21 protein-coding genes and 1 pseudogene are annotated in these 21,506 nt (G+C 67.0%); 9 read left to right on the top strand and 13 right to left on the bottom strand.

What is annotated here, in order from left to right:
• Positions 1–42 precede the first annotated feature (42 nt).
• Entirely contained in the window at positions 43–924 is an 882-nt protein-coding gene (locus tag GPX89_RS24595; RefSeq protein ID WP_157390058.1) for an alpha/beta fold hydrolase, read from the bottom strand.
• Positions 925–1,033: 109 nt separating this feature from the next.
• Here GPX89_RS24595 and GPX89_RS24590 point away from each other — a divergent pair, with 109 nt between their 5' ends.
• Positions 1,034–2,005 carry a helix-turn-helix transcriptional regulator gene (locus GPX89_RS24590; protein WP_157390057.1) on the top strand — a complete coding sequence of 324 codons (972 nt, stop codon included), beginning with the start codon at positions 1,034–1,036 and terminating at the stop codon, positions 2,003–2,005.
• Here GPX89_RS24590 and GPX89_RS24585 read toward each other — a convergent pair whose 3' ends face one another.
• Positions 2,006–2,620, bottom strand: a complete 615-nt coding sequence (locus GPX89_RS24585) for a TetR/AcrR family transcriptional regulator (RefSeq protein WP_198347633.1) — start codon at positions 2,618–2,620, stop codon at positions 2,006–2,008.
• A 24-nt stretch (positions 2,621–2,644) separates the two neighbouring features.
• Between GPX89_RS24585 and GPX89_RS24580 the strand changes: the two genes are divergently transcribed.
• Positions 2,645–3,478: an alpha/beta fold hydrolase gene (locus tag GPX89_RS24580; protein WP_328602273.1), complete on the top strand. Its 834-nt coding sequence runs from the start codon at positions 2,645–2,647 to the stop codon at positions 3,476–3,478.
• Positions 3,479–3,494: 16 nt separating this feature from the next.
• Here the strand turns inward: GPX89_RS24580 and GPX89_RS24575 are convergent, their stop codons facing one another.
• Together GPX89_RS24575 and GPX89_RS24570 are read right to left on the bottom strand one after the other, a co-directional pair.
• Entirely contained in the window at positions 3,495–3,743 is a 249-nt protein-coding gene (locus GPX89_RS24575; protein ID WP_157390056.1) for a hypothetical protein, read from the bottom strand.
• A 55-nt stretch (positions 3,744–3,798) separates the two neighbouring features.
• Entirely contained in the window at positions 3,799–4,911 is a 1,113-nt protein-coding gene (locus tag GPX89_RS24570) for a cytochrome P450 family protein (RefSeq protein WP_157390055.1), read from the bottom strand.
• Between the two features lie 493 nt (positions 4,912–5,404).
• On the opposite strand from GPX89_RS24570, the gene GPX89_RS45955 reads away from it, so the two are divergent.
• A complete protein-coding gene (locus tag GPX89_RS45955; RefSeq protein ID WP_198347576.1) occupies positions 5,405–7,201 on the top strand; it encodes an acyl-CoA dehydrogenase family protein in 1,797 nt (598 codons plus the stop codon).
• Positions 7,202–7,265: 64 nt separating this feature from the next.
• Here the strand turns inward: GPX89_RS45955 and GPX89_RS24560 are convergent, their stop codons facing one another.
• A complete protein-coding gene (locus tag GPX89_RS24560; RefSeq protein WP_235947978.1) occupies positions 7,266–8,471 on the bottom strand; it encodes a cytochrome P450 in 1,206 nt (401 codons plus the stop codon).
• Positions 8,472–8,660: 189 nt separating this feature from the next.
• On the opposite strand from GPX89_RS24560, the gene GPX89_RS24555 reads away from it, so the two are divergent.
• From GPX89_RS24555 to GPX89_RS24545, 3 genes are all read left to right on the top strand, one after another.
• On the top strand, positions 8,661–9,617 hold the full coding sequence (locus GPX89_RS24555; RefSeq protein WP_198347575.1) for a helix-turn-helix transcriptional regulator: 957 nt from the start codon (positions 8,661–8,663) through the stop codon (positions 9,615–9,617).
• Positions 9,618–10,334: 717 nt separating this feature from the next.
• On the top strand, positions 10,335–10,772 hold the full coding sequence (locus GPX89_RS24550) for a universal stress protein (protein ID WP_157390052.1): 438 nt from the start codon (positions 10,335–10,337) through the stop codon (positions 10,770–10,772).
• Between the two features lie 230 nt (positions 10,773–11,002).
• Positions 11,003–11,722 (top strand): response regulator transcription factor, encoded by a 720-nt coding sequence (locus GPX89_RS24545; protein ID WP_328602272.1) that lies wholly within the window; start codon positions 11,003–11,005, stop codon positions 11,720–11,722.
• Between the two features lie 13 nt (positions 11,723–11,735).
• On the opposite strand, the gene GPX89_RS24540 is transcribed toward GPX89_RS24545, so the two are convergent.
• Entirely contained in the window at positions 11,736–12,329 is a 594-nt protein-coding gene (locus GPX89_RS24540) for a TetR/AcrR family transcriptional regulator (protein ID WP_198347574.1), read from the bottom strand.
• A gap of 73 nt (positions 12,330–12,402) precedes the next feature.
• On the opposite strand from GPX89_RS24540, the gene GPX89_RS24535 reads away from it, so the two are divergent.
• The 3 genes from GPX89_RS24535 to GPX89_RS24525 are packed head-to-tail and all read left to right on the top strand — an operon-like array spanning position 12,403 to position 14,605.
• On the top strand, positions 12,403–13,362 hold the full coding sequence (locus GPX89_RS24535; RefSeq protein ID WP_157390049.1) for an ATP-binding cassette domain-containing protein: 960 nt from the start codon (positions 12,403–12,405) through the stop codon (positions 13,360–13,362).
• Between the two features lie 27 nt (positions 13,363–13,389).
• Positions 13,390–14,223: an ABC transporter permease gene (locus GPX89_RS24530; RefSeq protein ID WP_157390048.1), complete on the top strand. Its 834-nt coding sequence runs from the start codon at positions 13,390–13,392 to the stop codon at positions 14,221–14,223.
• 49 nt (positions 14,224–14,272) lie between these two features.
• A complete protein-coding gene (locus GPX89_RS24525; RefSeq protein ID WP_157390047.1) occupies positions 14,273–14,605 on the top strand; it encodes a darcynin family protein in 333 nt (110 codons plus the stop codon).
• 61 nt (positions 14,606–14,666) lie between these two features.
• Here GPX89_RS24525 and GPX89_RS24520 read toward each other — a convergent pair whose 3' ends face one another.
• The 7 genes and pseudogenes from GPX89_RS24520 to GPX89_RS24490 all read right to left on the bottom strand — a co-directional run bounded on the left by GPX89_RS24520 (position 14,667) and on the right by GPX89_RS24490 (position 21,327).
• Entirely contained in the window at positions 14,667–15,395 is a 729-nt protein-coding gene (locus tag GPX89_RS24520; protein ID WP_198347573.1) for a flavodoxin family protein, read from the bottom strand.
• A gap of 16 nt (positions 15,396–15,411) precedes the next feature.
• Positions 15,412–15,651, bottom strand: a pseudogene (locus tag GPX89_RS24515) (hypothetical protein); the annotation flags it as partial.
• A 387-nt stretch (positions 15,652–16,038) separates the two neighbouring features.
• Positions 16,039–16,506, bottom strand: coding sequence for a nitroreductase family deazaflavin-dependent oxidoreductase (locus tag GPX89_RS24510; protein WP_157390044.1), 468 nt, complete (start codon positions 16,504–16,506; stop codon positions 16,039–16,041).
• Between the two features lie 593 nt (positions 16,507–17,099).
• On the bottom strand, positions 17,100–17,579 hold the full coding sequence (locus GPX89_RS24505; RefSeq protein WP_157390043.1) for a nitroreductase family deazaflavin-dependent oxidoreductase: 480 nt from the start codon (positions 17,577–17,579) through the stop codon (positions 17,100–17,102).
• 52 nt (positions 17,580–17,631) lie between these two features.
• Positions 17,632–19,983 (bottom strand): ABC transporter permease, encoded by a 2,352-nt coding sequence (locus GPX89_RS24500; RefSeq protein ID WP_157390042.1) that lies wholly within the window; start codon positions 19,981–19,983, stop codon positions 17,632–17,634.
• A 5-nt stretch (positions 19,984–19,988) separates the two neighbouring features.
• Entirely contained in the window at positions 19,989–20,738 is a 750-nt protein-coding gene (locus GPX89_RS24495) for an ABC transporter ATP-binding protein (protein ID WP_157390041.1), read from the bottom strand.
• Positions 20,722–21,327, bottom strand: a complete 606-nt coding sequence (locus tag GPX89_RS24490; RefSeq protein WP_328602271.1) for a TetR/AcrR family transcriptional regulator — start codon at positions 21,325–21,327, stop codon at positions 20,722–20,724. Before GPX89_RS24490 ends, GPX89_RS24495 begins: the two co-directional genes overlap by 17 nt.
• Positions 21,328–21,506 lie beyond the last annotated feature (179 nt).

The following is a 21,506-nucleotide window of genomic DNA, read 5'->3' as shown; positions in this document are numbered from 1 at the left end:
TGGCACGGCGAAGGGGCTCGGGCGATCGTCACGCTCAGCGGATCAACGAAGCGGAGCGGATCCGACCGGCTCGGGTCGCGAAACCGCCCGGCGCGCGGGCGATTCACCGAGGAAGGCCAGCAGGTCGGCGGTGAGGCGGGGGCCGTGGGTGAGGTAGACGCCGTGCGGAGCGTTCTCGTAGACGATCAGCTCGCTGTTCGGAATCAGCTCGGCCTGGCGGCGGCCGCCGAAATCGAGGGAGATCGAGGCGTCGGCGTCACCGTGGATGATCAACGTCGGCACGTCGATCTCCCGCAGCTCGGTGCGGAAGTCGGTCTCGACCACCGCGCGATTGCATTCCAGGATCGCTTGCAGTGAGGTGCCGCAGCCGATCGACGCCAGTACCCGGTCGCGGTCGATCTGGCTGACGTCGCAGCCCGGCAGGCCCACGCCGAGGTACGGGTCGGCATTGTCACGCAGCCAGACATCCTGGTGGTGGTGCCACGAATCGCGCAGTGCGTCAGCGGCTTCGCGCGGCACGCCGTCCGGATTGTCGGGGGTCGCGAGCAGGAACGGCAGGGCCGCCGCGACCAGGGCGATGCGATCGATCCTCTCGCTGCCGTAGCGGGTCAGATAGCGCACGATCTCGCCGCCGCCCATGGAATGGCCGACCAGGGTCAGCTCGTGCAGGTTCAGGTGGTCGATGAGATCGGCGAGATCATCGGCGAGGGTGTCGTAGTCGTAGCCCATCCCGGGATCGTCGGAGCGGCCGTGGCCGCGGCGGTCGACCGCGATGGCGCGCAGGCCCCGCGCCATCAGATCGGCCATGACGCCGCGGGCTTCGATGCTGTCCATGCCCGCCGCGGCGCAGAACAGGACCGGGCGGCCGGTGCCCCAGTCGCGGTAGAAGAGCGAGGTGCCGGTGCGGGTTTCGATGAAAGGCATTGCGGTGTCTCCCTATTCGAGGTCGGAGGGGATTCGTTCGGAACGAGGAGCAAAGGTATGCGGGCTTCACTGACATCTTGTGTCAGTGGATTCGGGCAGAATTCCCGGCATGCGCGCCAGCCGTCTCATGTCGATCCTGCTGCTCCTGCAGACGCGCGACCGGGTCACCGCACAGGAGCTCGCCGAGCAGCTGGAAGTGTCGGTGCGGACCGTCTACCGGGACATGGAGTCGCTGTCCGCGGCGGGCATCCCCGTCTACGGCGATCCGGGCCACGACGGGGGCTATCGCCTGCTCGACGGCTTCCGCGCCAAACTCAACCTGCTGACCACCGACGAAGCCGAATCGCTGTTCCTGGCCGGACTGCCCAGCGCCGCCTCCGATCTGGGGCTCGGCGCGATCGTGACCGCGGCCAATCTCAAGGTCATGTCCGCCCTGCCGCCCGAGCTCCGCGACCGCGCGGGTCGCGTCGCCGAGCGCTTCCACCTCGACGCCCCGGGCTGGTACTCCGAATCCGAACCCACCCCGTACCTCACGACGGTCGCCGACGCGGTGTGGAACGAACGCGCGCTGCGCTTCAACTACATCCGCTGGGCGACACCGCATCTGGTCACCCGCACCACCGAACCACTGGGCCTCGTCCTGAAATCGGGAAACTGGTACCTGGTAGGCCACTCGGACACCCGGATCCGCACCTACCGCATCTCCCGGATCATGGAACTCCAGGTCCTCGACGACCCCGTCACCCGCCCGCCGGACTTATCGCTGGCCGCGTACTGGTCCACCTACCTGGAATCCTTCGACCAACGCCGCCACCACGATTCGGCCCGCATCCGCCTGAACGCCGAAACCTTCGATCGACTCCCCGAACTGCTCGATCCGGCCGCTGCCCGGGCGGCCCGCGCCTCCGCGACAGCCCCGGACGCCACCGGTCTGCGCGAAATCGACTTCCCCATCGAGTCGTTCGACCGTGCACTGCCCGACCTGCTGCGGCTCGGCGCGGGCGCGGAAGTGCTGGCTCCCGCTCCGCTGCGCGCGCGGATGGCCACCGAAACCGCCGCGATGGCCCGCGCGTATCGATAGCTAGCCGAGGCGGCAGGCCCCGGCGCGGACGGCGATCAGGGCGGTCGCGGCGGTGCGGTCGGCGACGGCGTGGTCGAGGGGTTCCTGGGTGACCAGGAAGCGGTAGTAGATCGGTGCGGTGATCAGGCCGATCAATTCGCGAGTATCGGTGTCCGGCGGCAGCTCCGAGCGATCGATCGCGGCCTGCACGATGGCGCGCGCCTCGTCGTATCGGCGGGCGTACAGCTCGCGCTTGAGCTCGGCGATGCGCGGGTCGTGGGCCGCATCGGAGAACAGCGCGCGCACCGCGCCGACCACGAGCGGGGCGTCGCTGGTGAGCAGATCCACCAGGGCGCGGGCGAAAACTCGGAGATCCCGGTCGATTTCGCCGGTGACCTGAATCGGGAACAGCGACTCGACCAGATCCCCGACGGCCTCGGCCAAGACCGCTTCCTTGGACTGCCATCGGCGATAGATGGTCGTCTTGTGCACACCGGATCGTTCCGCGATGCGTTCGATCGACAGGGCCGCGTACCCGCCGGCGGCCAGCTCGTGCAATGCGGCCTCCAGGACGGCCGTGCGGACCCGGGCGGTCCTGCCGCCCGCGCGCACGGTCCCGGGGGCCGCGGCGAACACTTCCGCGCCGCCCTCGCCTACGGTGTGGCGCGATTCCCCGCCCTGGCCGACGTGCCCAAGCGGACCGCGATGGCGTTGCAGGTCGAGCAGTACGTCAAGGCCGCGCCGACCTTCGGCATCCACTTCGAGCGCCGCGTCCTCGAACTGCCCTACCGTGGCGGATCCACCTCCGTTCCGGTCCATCTGCTCTCGGCCACACCGGATTTCACCCAACGCCCGGTGGTCCTGCTCAGCGGTGGCCTCGACAGCTGGAAGATGGATCTGCACGCCATCGAGACCGCGTTCGTCCGCAGCGCGAACGTGACGGTGCTGGCCTTCGACCACCCGGGCACCGGTGAGACCCAGGCCCCGCTCGACGCCTACGCGGATTCGGTGATCGACGGCCTCGTCGCCACCGCGCGCGCCCTCGGCAACGGCCACGTCGCCCACTTCGGCTTCTCTTTCGGCGGCAACTTCGCCGCCGCCTCCGGCCTGCGCGGAATCGTCGACGCCGCCATCGATCTCGGCGGCCCCATCGTCGACTCCTTCACCCGGGAGAACTTCAGCCGCCTGATGTTCGGCATGGCCGACATCGCCGGCAATGCCTTCGGCTTCACCGCCCGCCCCACCTTCGACGACATCCTCAGCGCGGCACAGCCGTTCAACCGCGAATCCCTGCTCGCCCAGGACACCAACTGCCCCATGCTGATCGTCAACGGCGCCGACGATGTCCATGTCGTCCGACACGACACCCTCCTGTTCGAGGGCCGTCGCGACACCGAGGTCCACCTCATCCCCGACACCGGCCACGTCGCCGCCTCCAAACTTCCGGAAGCCATCGCCCTGATGTCGGCCTGGCTTCGCGACCACCTGGTGTGACGGTCCCGGCTGCCGCTCAGGATCGGGCGCGGCACCACCGGCGGGGTCGGGGAGCGCGGCGGTAGGCGATGGCGGTGATGCGCGAGCCCAAGGAGTTCGTGACGTAGAAATGGTCGGCCCCGAGAGCGGCAGCGGCGTGGGCGATCTCGTCGATCGAGCCGTGAAAGTCGCCTGCGCCCAGCGGCGTCAAGGTCATCTCCACCGCACCGACGGGGTCGAAACCGCCGGACGGGGCCTTGTCGAGTTCTTCTGCTCTCGAACGCATCAACTCAATGTCGGACACGGGTGAGGCGGAGTCAAGCCGAGATGGCCTGCCGGGCTCACGCGCGAGGACCAACGGGTAGGGACGGCGGGAAGGTCACCGGGACGGCTGCCGGGGCGCGGTGGAAGGTGCTGGGGCGCCAGGGGAGGTCGGTCAGCGGGATGGCGAGTTTGATCTCGGGGAGGGCGTCCAGGAGTTGATCCAGGGCCTCGCGGGCGATGATCGAGGCTATGGGCTGGGCGGGGCAGGTGTGGGGGCCTCGGCCCCAGGCCAGGTGAGAGCGGTTGCCGGTGTGGTCGCCAGAGACGGCGGGGTCGTTGTTGCAGGCGGTAATGCTGATCAGGACCGGTTGGTTCGCTGGTAGTAGGGAACTGGCGATCACCTGGGGTTGCTGGGGGAAGCGGGGGCAGGCGTTGGCCAGCGGGGGATCGGTGAACAAGACGCTGTCGATAGCGTCGCGCAGTTGCAGGGAGCCGGCCATCAGATCGTCGTGGAAACCGGTGTCGTCGGCCATCAGGACCAACGTGTTGACGATGAGATTCCAGGTCGGTTCGGCGCCCATGACGCAGAGCCTGGTCAGTTGGTCGACGATCTCGGTGTCGTCGAAGGCGTCCGCATGGCCGATCAGGGTCGAAACCACGTCGCGGCCCGGGGAATCGCGTTTCACGGCCACCAGTTCGGCCAGCACGGTGCGGAATTGGCGCTCCGCCAGGTCCGAGGTGGCGGTGTCGGCGGCTTCGGCCAGATCCAGCAGTGCGGCACCGGCTTCGGTGCGCAGCCGCGGCGGGAAGCCGATCAGGTCACTGAGCACGATCAGGGTCAGCGGGCGGGCGTAGTCGGCGAGCAGGTCCGCGTACCCGGCCCCGCAGAAGCCGTTGATCAGCGGCATGGCAGCGGATTCGACGGTACTGCGCAACCGGTACTGATCGATCTCGGCCACCGCGGCCAGATAAGCCGACCGGTACTGCCGCCCCCGCGGATCGGCCGGAAAGTGTTCGGGATCACCGAGAATCCGCAACGCCTCGCGATAGCCGAGCACCAGGGTGGCGGGCACCCCGTCGGCCAACTCGATGGGTGCGACCGGACCGTAGCGGCGGCGCAGATCCTCGTAGGCGCGGGTCGGGTCGGCGGCGAACTCCGGCGACTGCAGCTTCACTCGTGCAACTCCCATGAACGGGTGGTACGTGACCGGTGAGAAGTGCTCAAAAACAACGAATTTCACGTCGGCGATAGCGCCGGGATGCAGTCGCATTATACCCGCAGCAACCGTTACGCGCAGCTCAGGACGGCATCGAGGATTGTTCGCCCGATGATCCCCGCCCTACCCGACTCCTTTTGAAGACTCGTGTGTCACACTATGTTTCGTGTGTCGTTTGCCCAACCGCAACACTGTGGCTCCTTCGGGGTCGCAGCATGGAGCGATGGCGCGCACGACCTTCCTCGATGGCCGGTCGACAGGCGATATCGCCCAAAGGTGGGCGATGGGTTGAACTCTCGACAGGTCGTTTCCTCGGGCCGCTGATCCCCGATGAACTGACAGTTTCCGCTGGTCTCGAAGCCGGGCATCCCCCGGCTTTCGAGTCATGCGTAATGCCAAGTGACACACGACAAGTCACTTGGAATCGGTAATGAGTGGAAGAGAAGGCAGAGTCATGGTCTCTCATGTGGATAATTTCGCGGACCTGCTGTTCGGGGGCCGTCGTGCCGCCGCGCAGCGTTACAACACGCTGTTCGGGGAGGCGGGATTCGACCAGGACTGGTGGACCGCCACCGAGGACCCGGGGGCTCGCGCCTACGAGCGCTACCTGCGACTGCTGCCCAACCTGTCGGCGGTGGAGACCGTGTCGGATCTGCGCGAATGCCTGACCCTGCACGAGCAATCCACCGTCGTCGATCCGCACCTGGGAGCCTTGCTGACCGTGCAGGTCAACCTGGTGTTGGGCACGTTGCTCGAACAGCATTCGCGCACAGGCGAAGTGGACTTCGCGCTGACCGAGCTGTTGGCGGGCCGCGCGGTCGGCGCATACGTGCTCACCGAGGTCGGCCACGGCAGCGATCTGAACAATCTGGAGACGACCGCGACCTACGACCCCGCCGACGGCGGCGGCTTCGTGCTGAACACGCCGACCGACGCGGCGATCAAGTTCATGCCGACGACGGCCGCGCCACCGGTGGCGGGCATCGCGCGCTTCGGAATCGTGTTCGCGCGGTTGATCGTCGGCGACACCGCGCACGGCGTGTACCCGTTTCTGGTGTGGATGTGCGATGCCGACGGGCAGTTGCGGCCCGGCCTCACCATCCGCCGTATGCCGGACAAGCCGGGCCTGGGCATGGACAACGCCATGACCCGCTTCGACAATGTGCGGGTGTCGCGCGAATGCCTGTTGTCGCACACCGGAACCCGGCTCGACGAGAACGGTGAGCTGCACTCGCCGATTCCGCGCGACAACCAGGTGTGGCGTGCCATCAGCCGGGTGCGCGTCGGCCGCCTGTGCATTTCGGGCATGGCGGCGGCCGTGTCGCGGGCCGCGGTGTCGATCGCCGTGCGGCAGTCCGAGCAACGCGACATCGCGAGCATGGCGGGCGGGCGGGTCCGGTTGCGGGACGTGCCGGCCCACTACGCGCCCTTGGCGGAGGCGGTGGTCGACACCTATCTCGCGACGTCCGCGGTGGAGATCGCGGTGGACGGTTTCGCGGCGGTCATCGACGCCGAGGACGATGAGCAGGGTCCGGCGCTGACCGACCTGGTGTCATTGACCAAGTACTTCGCCACCTCCACCGCGCTGCGGGTGTGCGGCGAGGTGCGGGACCGGCTCGGCGCCCAGGGCGTGTTCGCGCACAACAAGATCGTGGAGTACCGGGCCCTGCGTGACGCGGCGGCCACTGCCGAGGGCGACAGTTACGTGATCGCCCTGCTGGCGGGCTACCGGCGGCTGCTGGGCCCCGACGAGTGGACCGGGGAAAGCTGGGACGAGCTCGAGCCCTGTGATCTCGACACCCCCGACAGCTGGGTGAAGTGGATGGGCGCTCGCGCGCTGTTCCTGCAGCACCGCGCGCTCGAGGTCTACGCGAACACGACCGGCGACCGGCAGGCGCGCTGGGACCGGGTCTACGATCTGGCGCTGGCGGCCGCCGACGCGCACACCGCACATCGGGCCGCAGTGCGCCTGGCCGAGCGCGCCGCCGCGCTGCCGGACAGCGCGCGGAAGGTGATGGAGAACGTGCTCACCCTGTTCGCGGTGCGGCAGTGCCTCACGCACGGAGCGGAGCTGCTTCCCGACGGCCCGCTCCCCAAGACGCGAGAGCCGTTGCGGGACATGCGCGTCCAGCTGCATGAGATGCTGGCCCCGCACCTGGGTGACCTGGTCGCGGCCTTCGAGCTCGAAACCGGTTCCCTGCGCACGGTTTACGACTCGGACAGCTATGTCGAGCAGTGCGCGACCGCGCTGCGGCTCGGCTGAGGTCTCGGCCTCAGGCGATTGAGAACGCCCGGGATGCCGGTCAGCACGGCATCCCGGGTCTCGGTCAGAACGGGCGGGCGGGTGGAAACGCCACCGGCAAGCTCGCCAGCGATCGGTGGAACGGCCCTGGCCGCCAGACGAGTTGGTCGGCGGGACACGCCAGCCGGAGCTCGGGCAACCGGTCGAAGAGTTGATCGATGGCGTTCTGCGCGACCGAGTACGCCACATCCTGGGCAGGGCAGGTGTGTGGTCCGGTGCCCCAGGCGAGATGCGCGTTGTTCCCGGTGTACGGGCCCACGATGTCGGGATCGTTGTTGCAGGCCGCCATACTGGTCACCACCGGCTGATTGGCGGGCAGCCACACCCTCTCGACCATCATCGGCCGTGTCGGGTAGGTGATCCCGAAATTCGCCAGCGGCGGGTCGGTGAACAGAAGCTCGTTCAACGCGTCGCGCGTGGTCAACGCGGCCACCCCGGAGAACCGTTCATCGGTGAGCATCAGCAGCAGGGTATTGGCGATCAGATTCGTCAACGGCTCGATGCCTGCGCCGTAGATCGTCACCAGCTGATGCACCAGCTCCTCATCGGACAGCTCCGCAGCATGGGCCAGCAGCCGGGTCGTGACGTCAGCGCCCGGCTGGTCCCTCTTGAGACTCACCAGCTCGCCGAGCGCCGCCACGAACAGTGCGTTGCCTTCCTCTGCCGAGTTGCCCTCGAACATCATCGCCATGCCCTGTGCGACCCGCTGGCCGATATCGGCCGGGCATCCGACCATGTAATTGAGGTAGGCGAAGGTGACCGGGAAGGCGTACTGACTGATCAGGTCGGCCTCACCGTCGGCACAGAAGGTGTTGACCTGGGGGACCACGATCTCTTCGATCACCCCGTCGATCGTGTACAGGTTGATCGCGTCGATACTGTCGACACTGGCCTTGCGGTACCGCGCATGCTCCTGGCCGGCGCTGCGCAACGCGTTCGGCCGGTACTGCAACATGGGCAGGATCGGGCAGTCGGTGGGAATGTCGCGCTCCCACTCACGTGGATCGGCCGGGAAACGGCTCGAATCATTGTTGATCGTGACCGCGGCGCGGTAACCGATCACCAGGGTCGCGGCGATCCCCGGCGAAAGCTCCACCGGCGCAAGGGGACCGAACTTCTCGCGCATCGCGGTGTAGAAGGTGTGCGGATCGGCGGCGAACTCAGGTGCGTACAGCGGCACCGGGATTCGGTCGAGGATATCGGGGCCGGATTCCCCAGCAGGCGGCTGCATGGTGCCAGATCATACTCACGGCCGCTGGCACCCGCCTTCCGGGATTTCGGTGCCGCGGCCGAGAAGCCCCGTGCGCGAAGACAACCCGTCATCGCGGTGGCCAACCAGGCGACATCATCGCGACCCCGGTTCCAGTGGAACAGTACATTCAGGGCATCACAGACTTGTCGGGACAGAGGAAATACACGCGTGACTACGGACTATCTGTGGGAAGAGGAGTCGTCGGCGAAGACCGAGACCGCGGCGGACCGCAGGGAGCGCTGGCGCGACTATCTGCAGCGCCGGCAGGGAAGCGTCGGTTTGGGTTTCAGCGCGCGGGACGAGAGCAACGACTTCGGTTGGAAGACACTGGCCCAGGTCTCCGGCGACCTGCAGATCGTCCGGTTCTCTTCCGGGCAGGTGCACTACCGTCGAACCGTCCGGGACACCAAGATCGACGGAGACGACGGCTATCGCCTGATGGTGCCGGTACGTGGGGAGTTCAAGCTGGCGCAGGGCGAGCGGGCCGAGATCTTCACACCGGGAAGCGTCGCGTTGTTTCGCTGGGACCTGCCCGTGCTCATGCAGCAGGATGAGCCGCTGGAATCGCTGATTCTCACTGTGCCGAGGCATTTGGTCAATCACGACCTGGCCGATTCAGCCCCGCTCGCACTCGATGTCGGCCGCCCTCTGGTGCCGATGCTGGTGAACCAGATCAATCAGCTCCATGCCGACCCCGGAGCATGGACCACGCACGACTTCCGTGTCGCCTATCGCAGCACACTGGTGCTGCTCGAGGGGCTGCTCGACCGCGCACAGCCGCTACCGGAAGGCCGGTATGCGCTGGTGGCCGCGCAGGCCCGGGAAACGATGGAGCGCCTCGCCGACGACCTCAAGCTGACCCCGGACACGGTCGCCCGGATGTGCGGAGTCTCCAGAAGAACGCTGTATACCGCCCTGACGACAACCGACGATGTCACCCCCGCCGCGCTGCTGCGGGAGATCCGCCTCGCCCGCGCGCGGGAGCGACTGTCCCACCCCGGGACCATCCAGATGAGCCAGATCGCCGAGGCGGCGGGCTATTCGTCGGTTCGTCGCTTCAGCACCGCCTTCCAGCGTCAGTTCCAGCTGACCCCGCTGCAGATGCGCGAACAGCTGCTCGTATAACCGCCTCCGCGAGGTCGGCCCACCGTGCCGGACAACAGCACTCCCACCCGCTTGCCAGATTTCGTCGCGAACATGCCAAAAATGTCCCGATCGTCACAGATAGCGTCATCCAAGCCTCAACGAAGCGGCATCGAGGGCAAGCGCTCTCGACAGCGGCACCGACCCCATGCGCCTGCCCGAAGCGCATCCGGTCGGTGCGGCGCGTCGGCCCGCCGCGATGTGCGCACAACGAAGGGGGTTGTGCACCCATCGCGACGGAATCTCGCCACAGAAGGCGAATCCCCGGCCGACTCGGTCGACCGGGGATTCGTTTCATGTGCTGAAGCGGATGTGTCCTACCAGCACCTTCGACCCGCCCGCCTGCTCTGACCCGCGCTAGGCGGTGGTTCGCCGGATGATCTCAGCGGATCCCGCGTCGCGACGGGACCGTGCACGCCGGCGCGCAACGAGGCGAGGTCTCAGGTGCGGGCAGCGAATTGGGTCGCGCATGGCGTTCGATGCGTTGGCTGCGCAGTGGTTGGTTCGGGGCTGCTGCCGGGGTAAGTGACGCTGTCACCCGATCCTGCGGCAGCCCCGCGATCGCGCGTGAGTGCGCGGCTTTAGGTACCAACGTCACCTTCGGTCTGCGACATACGGCTCTACGGTCGTCTGCTGCTCGAGCGCATCGTTATCGGCCTAGCCATCCTCGAGTGACTCCGCAGAATCGAGGTGAGACACATGAACGGTTCAACCACCTCACAGGTGGTCGTTGGTGTGGACGGTTCCGAGTCGAGCAAGTCGGCATTGCGGTGGGCGGCCCGGCAAGCAGAACTGACGGGTGCCGAACTCCGTCCGATCCAGGTTTGGCAACCGCCGCCCAGCTATGGCATGCCGGTGGACTATTCCGATGTGGACTTCGAGGCGCAGGCCCGTAAGAGCCTGCAACACACCATTGGCGAAGTCTTGGGCGAGCATCTGACGACGCCTGTCACCCCCGAGGTCACGGAGGGCCACCCAGCGGCCGTGCTGATCGAGGCGGCCGAGAACGCTGACCTGCTGGTGGTCGGCAGCCACGGGCACGGGGCCTTCAGCGGTATGCTGCTCGGCTCAGTCGGTCAGCACTGCGCCCAGCACGCCGCCTGCCCGGTATTCATCGTTCGTGCCCCTGACCGCTAGGCGGCTCCCGGTGCGAACTTGCATACCGGACCAGGGTTCGGCCGCCCTCGTGAGTGGTTTCGACCTCCCCGGTGATCGGTATGTAACGCATCGCGACTCCACGGACTCTGCACCCGAAACGCCGAATTGTGTATCGAGGCAAGGGGAAAGCGATGATGTGGAAAGTGCCACCGGCTCGTTCCGGCATGGTGGTCGTTCGGACGGCTCGCCGGTAGGCCGCCGTGATACGTGTGTTGGTCGCCGACGACAATCCGCTCGTTCGTGAGGTCGTCCGCCTCTACTTGGAAAAGGATGGGCTTTCCGTGGTCGAGGCCGCGGATGGCGCTGCCGCATCGGCGGAGCTTTTGCTCGAACACGAAGGTTGTTCGGCACCTGTGGATCTCGCGGTTCTGGATGTCCTGATGCCGGGGCGCAGTGGCATCGACATCTGCCGGATGGTGCGAATGCGCGCCGATCTACCGGACATTCCGATCATTCTGATTTCGGATTTGGGTGATGAACCGGACCGGGTCCGCGGACTCGCGGCGGGCGCGGATGATTATCTGGCCAAGCCTTTCAGCGCGCGCGAGCTGGCGTTGCGCGTCGGCGCGATACTTCGCCGCGCTCGGCGTGGGGCCGGGCAGACCGAGCCGTGGGTGAGGGACGTCGGTGTCGCGGTTTCGACCGAATCGAGAACGGCTCTGTGTGATGGGATTCCTGTCGAGCTGACCGGCCGCGAGTTCGATCTTCTCGCGTTCCTGATGCGGCATCCGCGTCGAGTCTTCGCTCGCGAGGAGCTGCTGGCGCAGGTGTGGGGATGGGACATCGGTGACTTGTCGACCGTGACCGTCCATATCAAGCGGGTACGCGCGAAGCTCGGTGAGCATCATCGGATTTCGACCGTATGGGGTCGCGGCTACGCCTGGGGCCGTTCGGATATCGGTCGGGGTGAGGCCGCGGGTCAGGGCTGAGTGCTCGGTCGAATCAGTTGCTCGGCCGGATCAGGCGAGGGATGGTCCGGCGAAGTACGTCGATCGCTGCGGTAGAGGTCATCCGGCCAGCGCGGACTTCCTCGCCGGTGGCGTGACCGATGGCGAAGATCGAGGCCAGTACCCAAGAGGTCGGCAACTCCGGGTCGATATCGCCCTCGCGTTGGCCGCGCTCGACGACAGCGTGTACGTGCCCGAGGATCGGTGCGTGTCGTTCCCGGTCCTGTTCGGGGGTCTGTTCGGGGGTGGTCATCTGTAGCAGGAATGGGTCCATGGCCAACGCTTCCCAGCCGATCTCGAGCAACCGGACCAACGCCTGATCGGCCGGTCCATGATCGAGCTCGGCCGCCTCGAGGGCGGTGACGACCCGCGCTGTGGCCTGCGTGATGAGGGCATCGATCAGCGCCTCCCGGGAAGGGAAGTGGGCGTAGACGGTCTGGCGGCTGACCCCGGCCGCTTTGGCCACTTCGGTCAGCCCGGCATCGGGTCGTACCGCCAGCACCTTGCCCGCCGCGTCGAGGATGGTGGCGGCGTTCTGCTGACCGTCGATGCGACGGCGGCGCTGCGCCGACGGCGGAAGACTTGACACAGTTGACAAGCTTAACTCCCCTTCTTAACCTTGACAGTACTGTCAAGTTAAAGTCGGAAAGTTGGCATCGCCCATGGACAAGACAGTCGAATTCGCCATCCAGACACAGGAATTGGCCAAGAGCTACGGAACGACGCGCGCCGTCGACGGAATCTCGCTGCAAGTGCCCATCGGCTGCATCTACGCGGTACTGGGGCCGAACGGGGCGGGCAAAACCACGGCCATCAGAATGCTGGCCACTCTGCTGCCGCCGGACTCCGGCAGCGCTCGAGTCTTCGGCCTCGACGTGGTGCGAGATGCGAGCGCGGTCCGCGAATATATCAGCCTCACCGGACAATTCGCTGCCCTCGACGCCGACCTCACCGCGCGCGAGAACCTGCTCGTGGTCGCCCGCCTGCGTGGGTACCGGCCCCGACCGGCGCGGCTGCGCGCCGCCGATCTGCTGGAAGCCTTCGAATTGACCGACGCCGCCGACCGAACGGTGAAGACATATTCCGGCGGGATGCGGCGTCGCCTCGATATCGCTGCCGGACTCGTCATCCCACCGAGACTGTTGTTCCTCGACGAGCCCACTACCGGGCTGGACCCGGTAGGGCGCAATCAGGTCTGGAGCATCGTCGCCGCTCTGGCCGCCAGTGGGACGACGGTCCTGCTGACCACCCAATATCTCGATGAGGCCGACCGTCTCGCCGATCGGATAGCCGTAATCGACCACGGGCGGCTCCTTGCCGAGGGCACCCCCGATGAACTCAAAGCCGCCGCAGGTTCCGGCGTGTTCACTGTCTGCCTCACCGACCCCGCACTCCGCACGCCGGCCGCGGACATCCTCACCCGGCGTTTCGGCATACAGGTCACCGCCGAGGACTCCGGCCGGCTCGAGCTCCACGACATCGATGCCACCCAGGCGGCCGCGGTGCTCGCCGAGCTGAACCGAAACGGCCTCACCGCCGCCGAATTCGCACTGGACCGGCCCAGTCTGGACGAAGTGTTCCTGTCCCTGACGGGCAACCCACCTCACCCGTCCGCGGCCTGACCGCCCCTTCTCCATTCAAGGATTCTCATGTCCCTCGACACGAATTCATCGCCGACCACCACACGGCTCATCGCACTCATCGGCGACACCTCCACACCGGCCCGGGCGGGTGGGCTCGCCGCGTCACGTGTCTTCGCGCTGCGTGCGCTGTGGAAGATCCGTCGTGTCCCCGAACAGCTGTCGGACGTGATCGCGGTCCCGATCATCTTCACCCTGCTCTTCACGTACCTGTTCGGCGGTGCCCTCGCAGGCTCCCCACACCACTACCTGCAATACCTGCTGCCCGGAACCCTTACCATGGCAGTCCTGTTGGCGACCATGTACACCGGCGTCAACCTCAACGCCGACTTGGACAAGGGTGTCTACGACCGGTTCCGCACCTTGCCGATCTGGCGACCCGCACCGATCGTCGGTGCGCTCCTCGGCGACACCCTCCGCTACACCCTCGCGGCAGCTCTGGTCATCGGCCTGGGACTGGCCCTCGGATACCGCCCGCACGGCGGCGTGTCCGGCTGCGTCCTCGCTGTCGTACTCGTCGTCGTTTTCGCGGTGGCGCTGTCATGGGTCTTCACGCTGCTCGGGCTGCTGCTGCGCACCCCGAGCGCCATCATGAACGTGGCCTTCGTGGTGCTCTTCCCGCTGACGTTGGCCAGCAACACCTTCGTCGACCCCGCCACCATGCCCGGTTGGCTGCGCACCCTCGTCGACATCAATCCGGTGTCTCACCTGGTCAGCACAGTTCGTGCGGCGATGGCAGGGTCCGCCACCATCGGTCAAGTATCGACCGTGCTGCTCACCGCGGTAGTGGTCGCCTCGGTCTTCGCGCCTCTCACCATGCGGGCCTACTACCGCAAACACTGACTGCCACCCCATAATCCGAACAGCTCGAAATGCCTCGGCAGGAACACTCATGAGCACGGTTTTCACCATCTTCGTCCATCTGACCGCTCAGCCCGCCTGGCTGGCGTTGTCCCGTCAGCAGCGCAGCCAGTTGATCGCCGAGCACATCAATCCCTTGTTGGACAAGCATTCCCGCGTCCGCGTGCGTTGGTTCGATGCCGAAGCGCTGTCGGCACGACCATCCGATGTACTCACCGCCACTACTGACGACCTGCAATCGTGGTCCGATTTGATGGAGGAACTCCGAGACTCTCCGCTCTGGTCGGTCCCCTACTTCCATGTCGAGCTCATCCTCCCCGCCATCGAGGACGGGTATGCCGACTACGAAGCACGAGTCGGTTGATCCCGGCTTCACCGACACCTCGACCGGGCGAGCCCACCATGGACCCGCCCGGCGCGCGGGATCAGCGGTATTCGGGGTTCTCGAAGTCGAAGCGGCAGCCCGCGTCCCAGGCCGAGCGCTGATTGCCGTGGACGGGAATACCGTTGTTGTCCTTCAGCATTCGGGCCAGGTGCAGCAGGTTCCAGGTCATGAAGGTGGTGTTGCGGTTGGTGAAGTCGTTGTCGGGGCCGCCCGAGCCGGGGTCGAGGTAGGAGGGGCCGGGGCCGGCCTCGCCGATCCAGCCCGCGTCGGCCTGAGGCGGGATGGTGTAGCCGAGGTGCTGGAGGCTGTAGAGGATGTTCATGGCGCAGTGTTTGACGCCGTCCTCGTTGCCGGTGATGAGGCATCCGGCGACGCGGCCGTAGTAGGCGTACTGCCCGGCATCGTTGAGGATGTGGGAATTTCCGTAGAGGCGTTCGATGACCTGTTTGGTGATAGAGCTGTTGTCGCCCAGCCAGATCGGACCGGCGATCACCAGGATGTCGGCGTCCATGACTTGCCGTTGCAGGGCGGGCCAGGCGTCGGTGGCCCAGCCGTGTTCCGTCATGTCGGGCCAGACGCCGGTGGCGATGTCGTGGTCGACGGCACGAATGTGGTCCACCCGCACGCCCTGTTTCTCCATGATGTGGGCGCTGACGTCGATCAGCCCCTGGGTGTTGCTGATCTCGGGAGAGCGCTTGAGGGTGCAGTTGATGAAGAGCGCGCGCAGGTCGTCGTAGTTCGTCATGACCGGCAGTGTCGCGCGAAGCATCCGGCGTTACGACGATTCAGCGGCGTTCAGTGTGTCCAGGTCCGGAACGCGCCCAACAGTGTGGTGCGGGCCGGGTCCGACAGGCTCTCGGCGCCGACGGCTCCTCCTCGTCCTCCGGGGCGAGGGTGGTGAACGGGATCGTCCGGCTCTCGGCGATGCCACGTTTCTTGGCCGTGTTCACCAGGGTTCGGAACACCCAGGTCTTCAGGGCGGCCCGCCCCTCGAATCCGGCGACGCCGCGGATCACCGCCAACCAGGTCTCCTGAACCCTTCATCCTGGGCGCGCTCTATCTGGCCGCCGCGACCGTGATGCTGGTCGTTGGCCTGACCGATTTACCGCAGCAACCCAATTCCGCTCGCTGCCTTCGTTGTTCGCGATGGATGATCGACATGCGCCACGAGCCCGAGCCGCTGTGCCTGCGATGCCGGATCCGGCTGGCGTGGCATGGCCTCACCGGCCGAACTCCACCTCCGCAGCCGGATTCAGACGCCGAAATCACCAGAGCGATCGACGAACTGGCGCTCGTGCTGGCCCGCCTCGAACGAGAACGACACAGCCAATCCGGCCACATGCGCCGGACGGTGCGTGTCAGCGGATCCGGATCGACCGTCGAAGTTCCCGGTCGTTCGGCGGACGTGACCCTTATGACGTCCGGGTCCGGTGAATTCCGGGTCCGTCGAACTCCAGGAGAATGATCGGCATCGAACTCGCGAGCGGTGCGATCGCCGCGTGGGGTCGTCGCTGCGCTGCCGTGCGGGCGTCGATGTAGCGCTCGAGCGATTCGCCGGCCTGCTCCGCGGTGATCGGCGTCGCCGTGGCCGGCGAGTCGCGGTGGTCACCGATCCACACGCGGACGCAGGGGTCGGCTCGGATAGCGAGAAGCCACTGCGTATCCCCGATTTCGGGGAGTGCGACGATCCGGTCCGGTTGTGGCCGATCCGCGACCCGCAGGATGGCGTACCGCGTGAGGCCAGAGTGCCGCAGCATCAGCCGACCGGAGCCGAGCACGGATCCCAATCCGGCGCGATACAGGGGTATCGGGGCGCGGCTCAGCCACGATGTCCGCGACGGCCGGGCGTCGAAGTCGACTTCGGCACCGGTGAATGTCATCTATCTCCTCGGGTCGGCGATGGCTGCGAAATGCTCGGGCGGCGTGCGGACGCCGTCGTCGGTGCGCGGTGGCGACGGTGCTTCCTTTGCCGAATTCGTCAGTGCCGCAGCGCGTACGGCGATACCGCCCGCAGTCGGGGGCAAGAGGGCTGCACGCGAGTGCGTAGTCGTTCGATGGCCATGGCGCCCACTGGCGACGGTCGTCCTCGCGGCAAACATCAGAGCATTATGCAACAGTTGTGATATGCATGAAAGCGCTGGTCGGTGATCCGTGGACTGCTAGCGAGTGGTTCGGTGGGCAGTCCGAGATTCGGACCCGGCGGCTCGGGTCAAGTGGTTGTACCGGCCGGACGACGCGGCGCGGCGGTCACGAGCGGGTGCAATGGCGTCGCGGCGAGTCGCACGGTCGACGCGGTGAGGGGCCGGGCCAGCGGCCACCCAGGCCACCACGGCCACGCTTGTGCCCGGGAATAGGCCGACAGTGCCGCGTAACTCGACGCGGAAGTCGTTTCATCCACGCTCATCCTTCGTCGGTGGTGGTCGATCTCCGACCGGCGTGGCGGCGGAAGTCGCGGTGCACCCGAGGTGTTCGTCTATTCGGCGGCTGATCGGACGATGCTCAGTCGGACCATGGGAAGAAGGTCCACGGGCTTGCCGGTAGCTGCCTCGATGGTGCCACGCAGCTTGACCCACGCCTTGGGATGGCGCTCGATGTAATGGTCGAGCGCGAGCGCGGATTCGTCGTCCGACATCGGTGTCGCGATCGCGGGGATAGCGCGTCGGATGCCGACCGAGATGCGCACCTCGGGGTTGGCGGTGATGTTCCGATACCACTGAGCTCGAGTGCCGAATCCCGAAACCACGATGTACTGGTCGGCGGACGGGTGATCCACCACTTCGAGGACGACGTACCGGTGTTGCCCACTATGGCGGCCCGTGTGCTCGAGCATCAGCATTCGAGTGCCGAACAGGAAGCCGAGTCCGGCTCGATACAGGGTGATCGGGGCTCGCACGACCGATCGGGTCTGGAGTGCTCGTGCGCCGATTCGGGCAGTGAGGCCGTGGGTCGCCATGTGCTGTTCTCCTTCGGGAGTGGTTCTGGTTGTCCGGGAGCGTTTCTGGTTGTCATTGGGCGCGTTCGCGGACGACGTGGGCGATGTCGATGCGTCTCACCAGGCGGGCCGCTGGAAGCTGGGACAGGGCCGCGGCGGCGATGACCGCGAGGGCCGCGAGGACGGGCGCTGCCAGGCCGAGCGACAGTCCGAGGGTGAACATGTCACTGGCGAACGAGCGCAGCAGGGCCCAGGCCGCGAGGTATCCAGCGGCCAGACCGAGCGGGACCGCCAGCAGTGTCGCGGTGAGGTTCTCGGCGGCGAGCGAGGCGGTGAGCCTGCGGACGGGAACGCCCGCGGCACGGAGGGTGGCCAGTTCGGTGGTGCGTTCTGCGAGGCTGACCGTCATGGTCACGTAGATGACGGTGAAGGCGAGCAGTGTGCCGAAGATCAGCATCGCGGCGATGAAGGCCCAGAACAGGCCGAGGAACTGGTTCATCTGGTCTTGGATGGCGCGAGTATCGCTGTAGGCGAGCACGCCGGGCAGGCCGGTCACCGTGGCGCGCAGCGTATTCCGATCGGCCGTGCCAGTGAATCGCAGCAGGTAGCCGTGTAGTCCGGCACCTCCGATATCGGTCGCGGTCGTCCGTGTGGCGTAGGCGAAGGTGCCCAGCGGCTCGTCGAGCAGTCCTCGGATCTGTTCGTTCCTCGGGGCCCCGAGCGCCGGTGTGACCGTGACCGTATCGCCAACGGAGACATCTAGTTTGCTGGCTGCTGCGGCTCCGACGAGGATGCCGGTGTCGGGCAGCCGCGTCGTGCTCCCGTCCGGGGTGAGGAAACCGTGCATGGTGGTGTCGGGCATCAGCCCGGTCAGCGTGGTGGGGTAGGAGCGCCCGCCGGCGGCCAGCGTCACCGGGGTGAGGGCGGCCGGCTCGACGTCGGTGACTCCGGAGATGGACCGCAGCTGGGTGGCGAGTTCGTTGGTCGGTGCCGAGGTGATGACCGTGGCGTCCTCGCGGTCGACCCGATCGAATTGGATGTGCAGCGCCGAGCGCATGCTGGTGAGCATGCCCACCGATGCCAGGATCAGCACCAGGGCCAGGACGGTGCCGGTCATGGTGGCGATTGTGCGGCGACGGCCACGGGCCAACGAGCGCAACGTCATTCGCGCGACGACCGGGAGCCCGTACCAGCGGGCGGTGAGCCGCGACCATCGCCCGGCCCGATCCGGTCGCAGCCCGTCGCCTCGCATAGCGGCGGCGGGCGCGACGCGGGCCGCGGCCACCGCCGGGACGAGACCCGCGATCGCGCCGGTGAGCAATCCGAGCGCAGCGGCGATCAGGGCGGTCGACCATCGATGGTCGATCACGGTGTCGGGAATGCTGACGGCTCTGGTGTAGGCCGCGGTCACCGCCGAGGTCGCGAAGTATCCGCCGACTACCCCGAACACGGTGCCCGCCAGCACCATTCCGACCCCGTACCCGACGTAGTGGCCGATGACGGTGCGGCGGCGCGCCCCCATGGCCAGCATCGTGCCGATGATCGGTCGTTCGGCCAGCACGAGCCTGGTGATGAGCACGTACTCCGCGATCGCCGCCCCGATGAGGAACAGGGCGGGGAAGGCGACCGCGAGTTCGGAGAATCCGCTGAGATCCTCGTGCAAGGCGGCGTTGGACGGCTGTTCGGCCTGCGTCTGCACATCGACCGCGCCAGCGGTCCGCAACAGTCGCATGACCTGATCGCGCTCGGATTGCGTTGCCGTGGAGTCCATTTCGACGAGTACCTGGTCGGCACCCGCATTCCCGGTCAGCCGCCTCACCTGTTCCTGGGGCGCGAAAACGACGGCGAAGCCGTGCGGATCGCCGAGCACCTCCTGGCGGCTGCGGGCGGGCCACAGATATTCCGGCGACCACGCCACGCCCGAGGCTGAGAGCCTATGCCAGGTCGTGCCGTCGAAGACCTGCAGCGTGCTGCCCGGGGGCAGGCCGAAGGTCTGCGCGGCGTGATGCTCGACCATCACCTGGTCGGGATGCGCGGCGTCCGGCAATCGACCTGTGGCCACACTGATCTCGTTCACGCCGTCGGGTCCGGTTATTCCGACGACGCGGCCCAGCAGCTTCGTGCCGCCGATCGACATCGGCACATCGGCCTGGGTGCGCACCGACACCCGGGCTACTCCTGGCGTATCGCGCACCGCGTCCGCGATGTGTACGGGATCGCCTCCCGCGGCGGTGAAGTCGGCGAAGTGCAGGCGGGAGTAGGTGTGGTGGTAGGAGGTGTCGAGGTTGCGGAAGGAGTCGTAGCTGGCGACGAACAGCAGCACGCCCAGCAGCACCGTGGCCGCGATGGCGGCCACCTGGGTCGCCCGCCGCCGCAGATCGCGCAGGATCTTGAGGGCGAGTACCCGGCGTGAGGCCATGAACATCGCCCTCACCACCGAATGGACGTGGCGGCAACGGGATTCGCGTTCACCTCGTTGGCAGTGACGCGGCCGTCCCGCATGCGGATCACCCGATCCGCGATGCCCGCGGCGACCTCGTTATGGGTGACCATGACCACCCCGCGCCCGGCGCGGCTGGTCTGCTGCAGCAGGTCGAGCACGCCTTGGCCGGTGGCCACGTCCAGCGCGCCGGTGGGCTCATCGGCCAGCAGCAGGTCCGGATCGGTGGCCAGCGCCCGCGCGATCGAGACCCGCTGCTGCTGGCCGCCCGACAGCTGGGCCGGAAAGTGGTCGGCGCGATCGGCCAAGTCGACCGCGGCCAGCAACTTCGGAACCTGGCGGCGGTCACCACGTCCGGTCAGCTCGACGATCACCTCGACGTTCTCGCGCGCGGTCAAGGTCGGGATCAGGTTGAAGAATTGGAAGACGAAACCCACATGGTCGCGCCGGAACTCGCCGAGTCCGGCCGGATCGCGCCCCGAAATATCCTGCCCCGCAACCATGATCGAGCCGCTGTCGGCGGTCTCGATCCCGCCGATCACGTTGAGCAGGGTGGTCTTTCCCGAGCCGCTGGCACCGAGGACGGCCACCAGTTCCCCCGGCCGGATGTCGAGATCGACATCGGCCAAAGCCTGCACCGCGGCCTCACCCGCACCGTAGGTCTTGCTCACCCCGCGCAGCGTGATCCCGCCACGTCGACGGCCGTCACCTGCTCGGTTCGCTTCAACCTGCCCGCTCATCGGATACCCCCTCGCTCGTTCGGCTTTCGGCCAATCCCGCCGCGCGCAGCAGCGGCCCCGTCACATCCACCGACCCCAGGCCCGGATCGATCAGCCGATGCAGAATCAGCCCGTCCAGCAGCGCCGCCACCACCGTGGCCGTCGCCTCGGGATCGGGCACCGAACCATCGGCGCGAAACCACTGCGCCAGCACCGCCCGGGCATCGGCGACCAGCCGGCCCAGCTCGACCCGCAACCGCTCGTGACGGGTCGCGGCGAGCATCATCTCCGTCATCGCGATCGTGATCGGATCCGCGCTGCTGTAGGAGGCGATCGCGGCCAGCATCTCGCGCATCGCATCCGGTCCGCGCAGGGCCAGGACGCCGGTCATCACCGATTCGTACTCGTGCCGCGCCGCTTGTGCCGAGGCATCGATCAAAAGGTCGGTCACCGAAGGGAAGTGGTAGTGCACCACCCCCGGACGCACACCCGCGCGGTCGGCCACGGATCGAGTCGTCACCTCGCCCCATCCGTGCTCGGCGAGGAGTTCCACCGCGGCCGTCATCAGGCGTGCGCGTGTCTCTCGACCTTGCTCGGCTGCGGTGGCCACACCGGACCTCCTACCTTGGGAGATTGCCTTGGGCGTATGCCCAAACTATCAATAAAAATGGCAGTATGCAACAGTTGTCTACTGCTCATATACTCGATCCGGTTGCCTCCTGACGCTGGAGAACCCGTGGACGAGTTGGAGCGGATACCCGGAATTGGATACCGGGCTGATCCGGAGTG

This window comes from Nocardia terrae (assembly GCF_009760405.1).
Taxonomy (GTDB): domain Bacteria; phylum Actinomycetota; class Actinomycetes; order Mycobacteriales; family Mycobacteriaceae; genus Nocardia; species Nocardia terrae.
The sequence above is the reverse complement of the archived record's forward strand: the minus strand, read 5'-3'. Positions and strand labels throughout refer to the sequence as shown.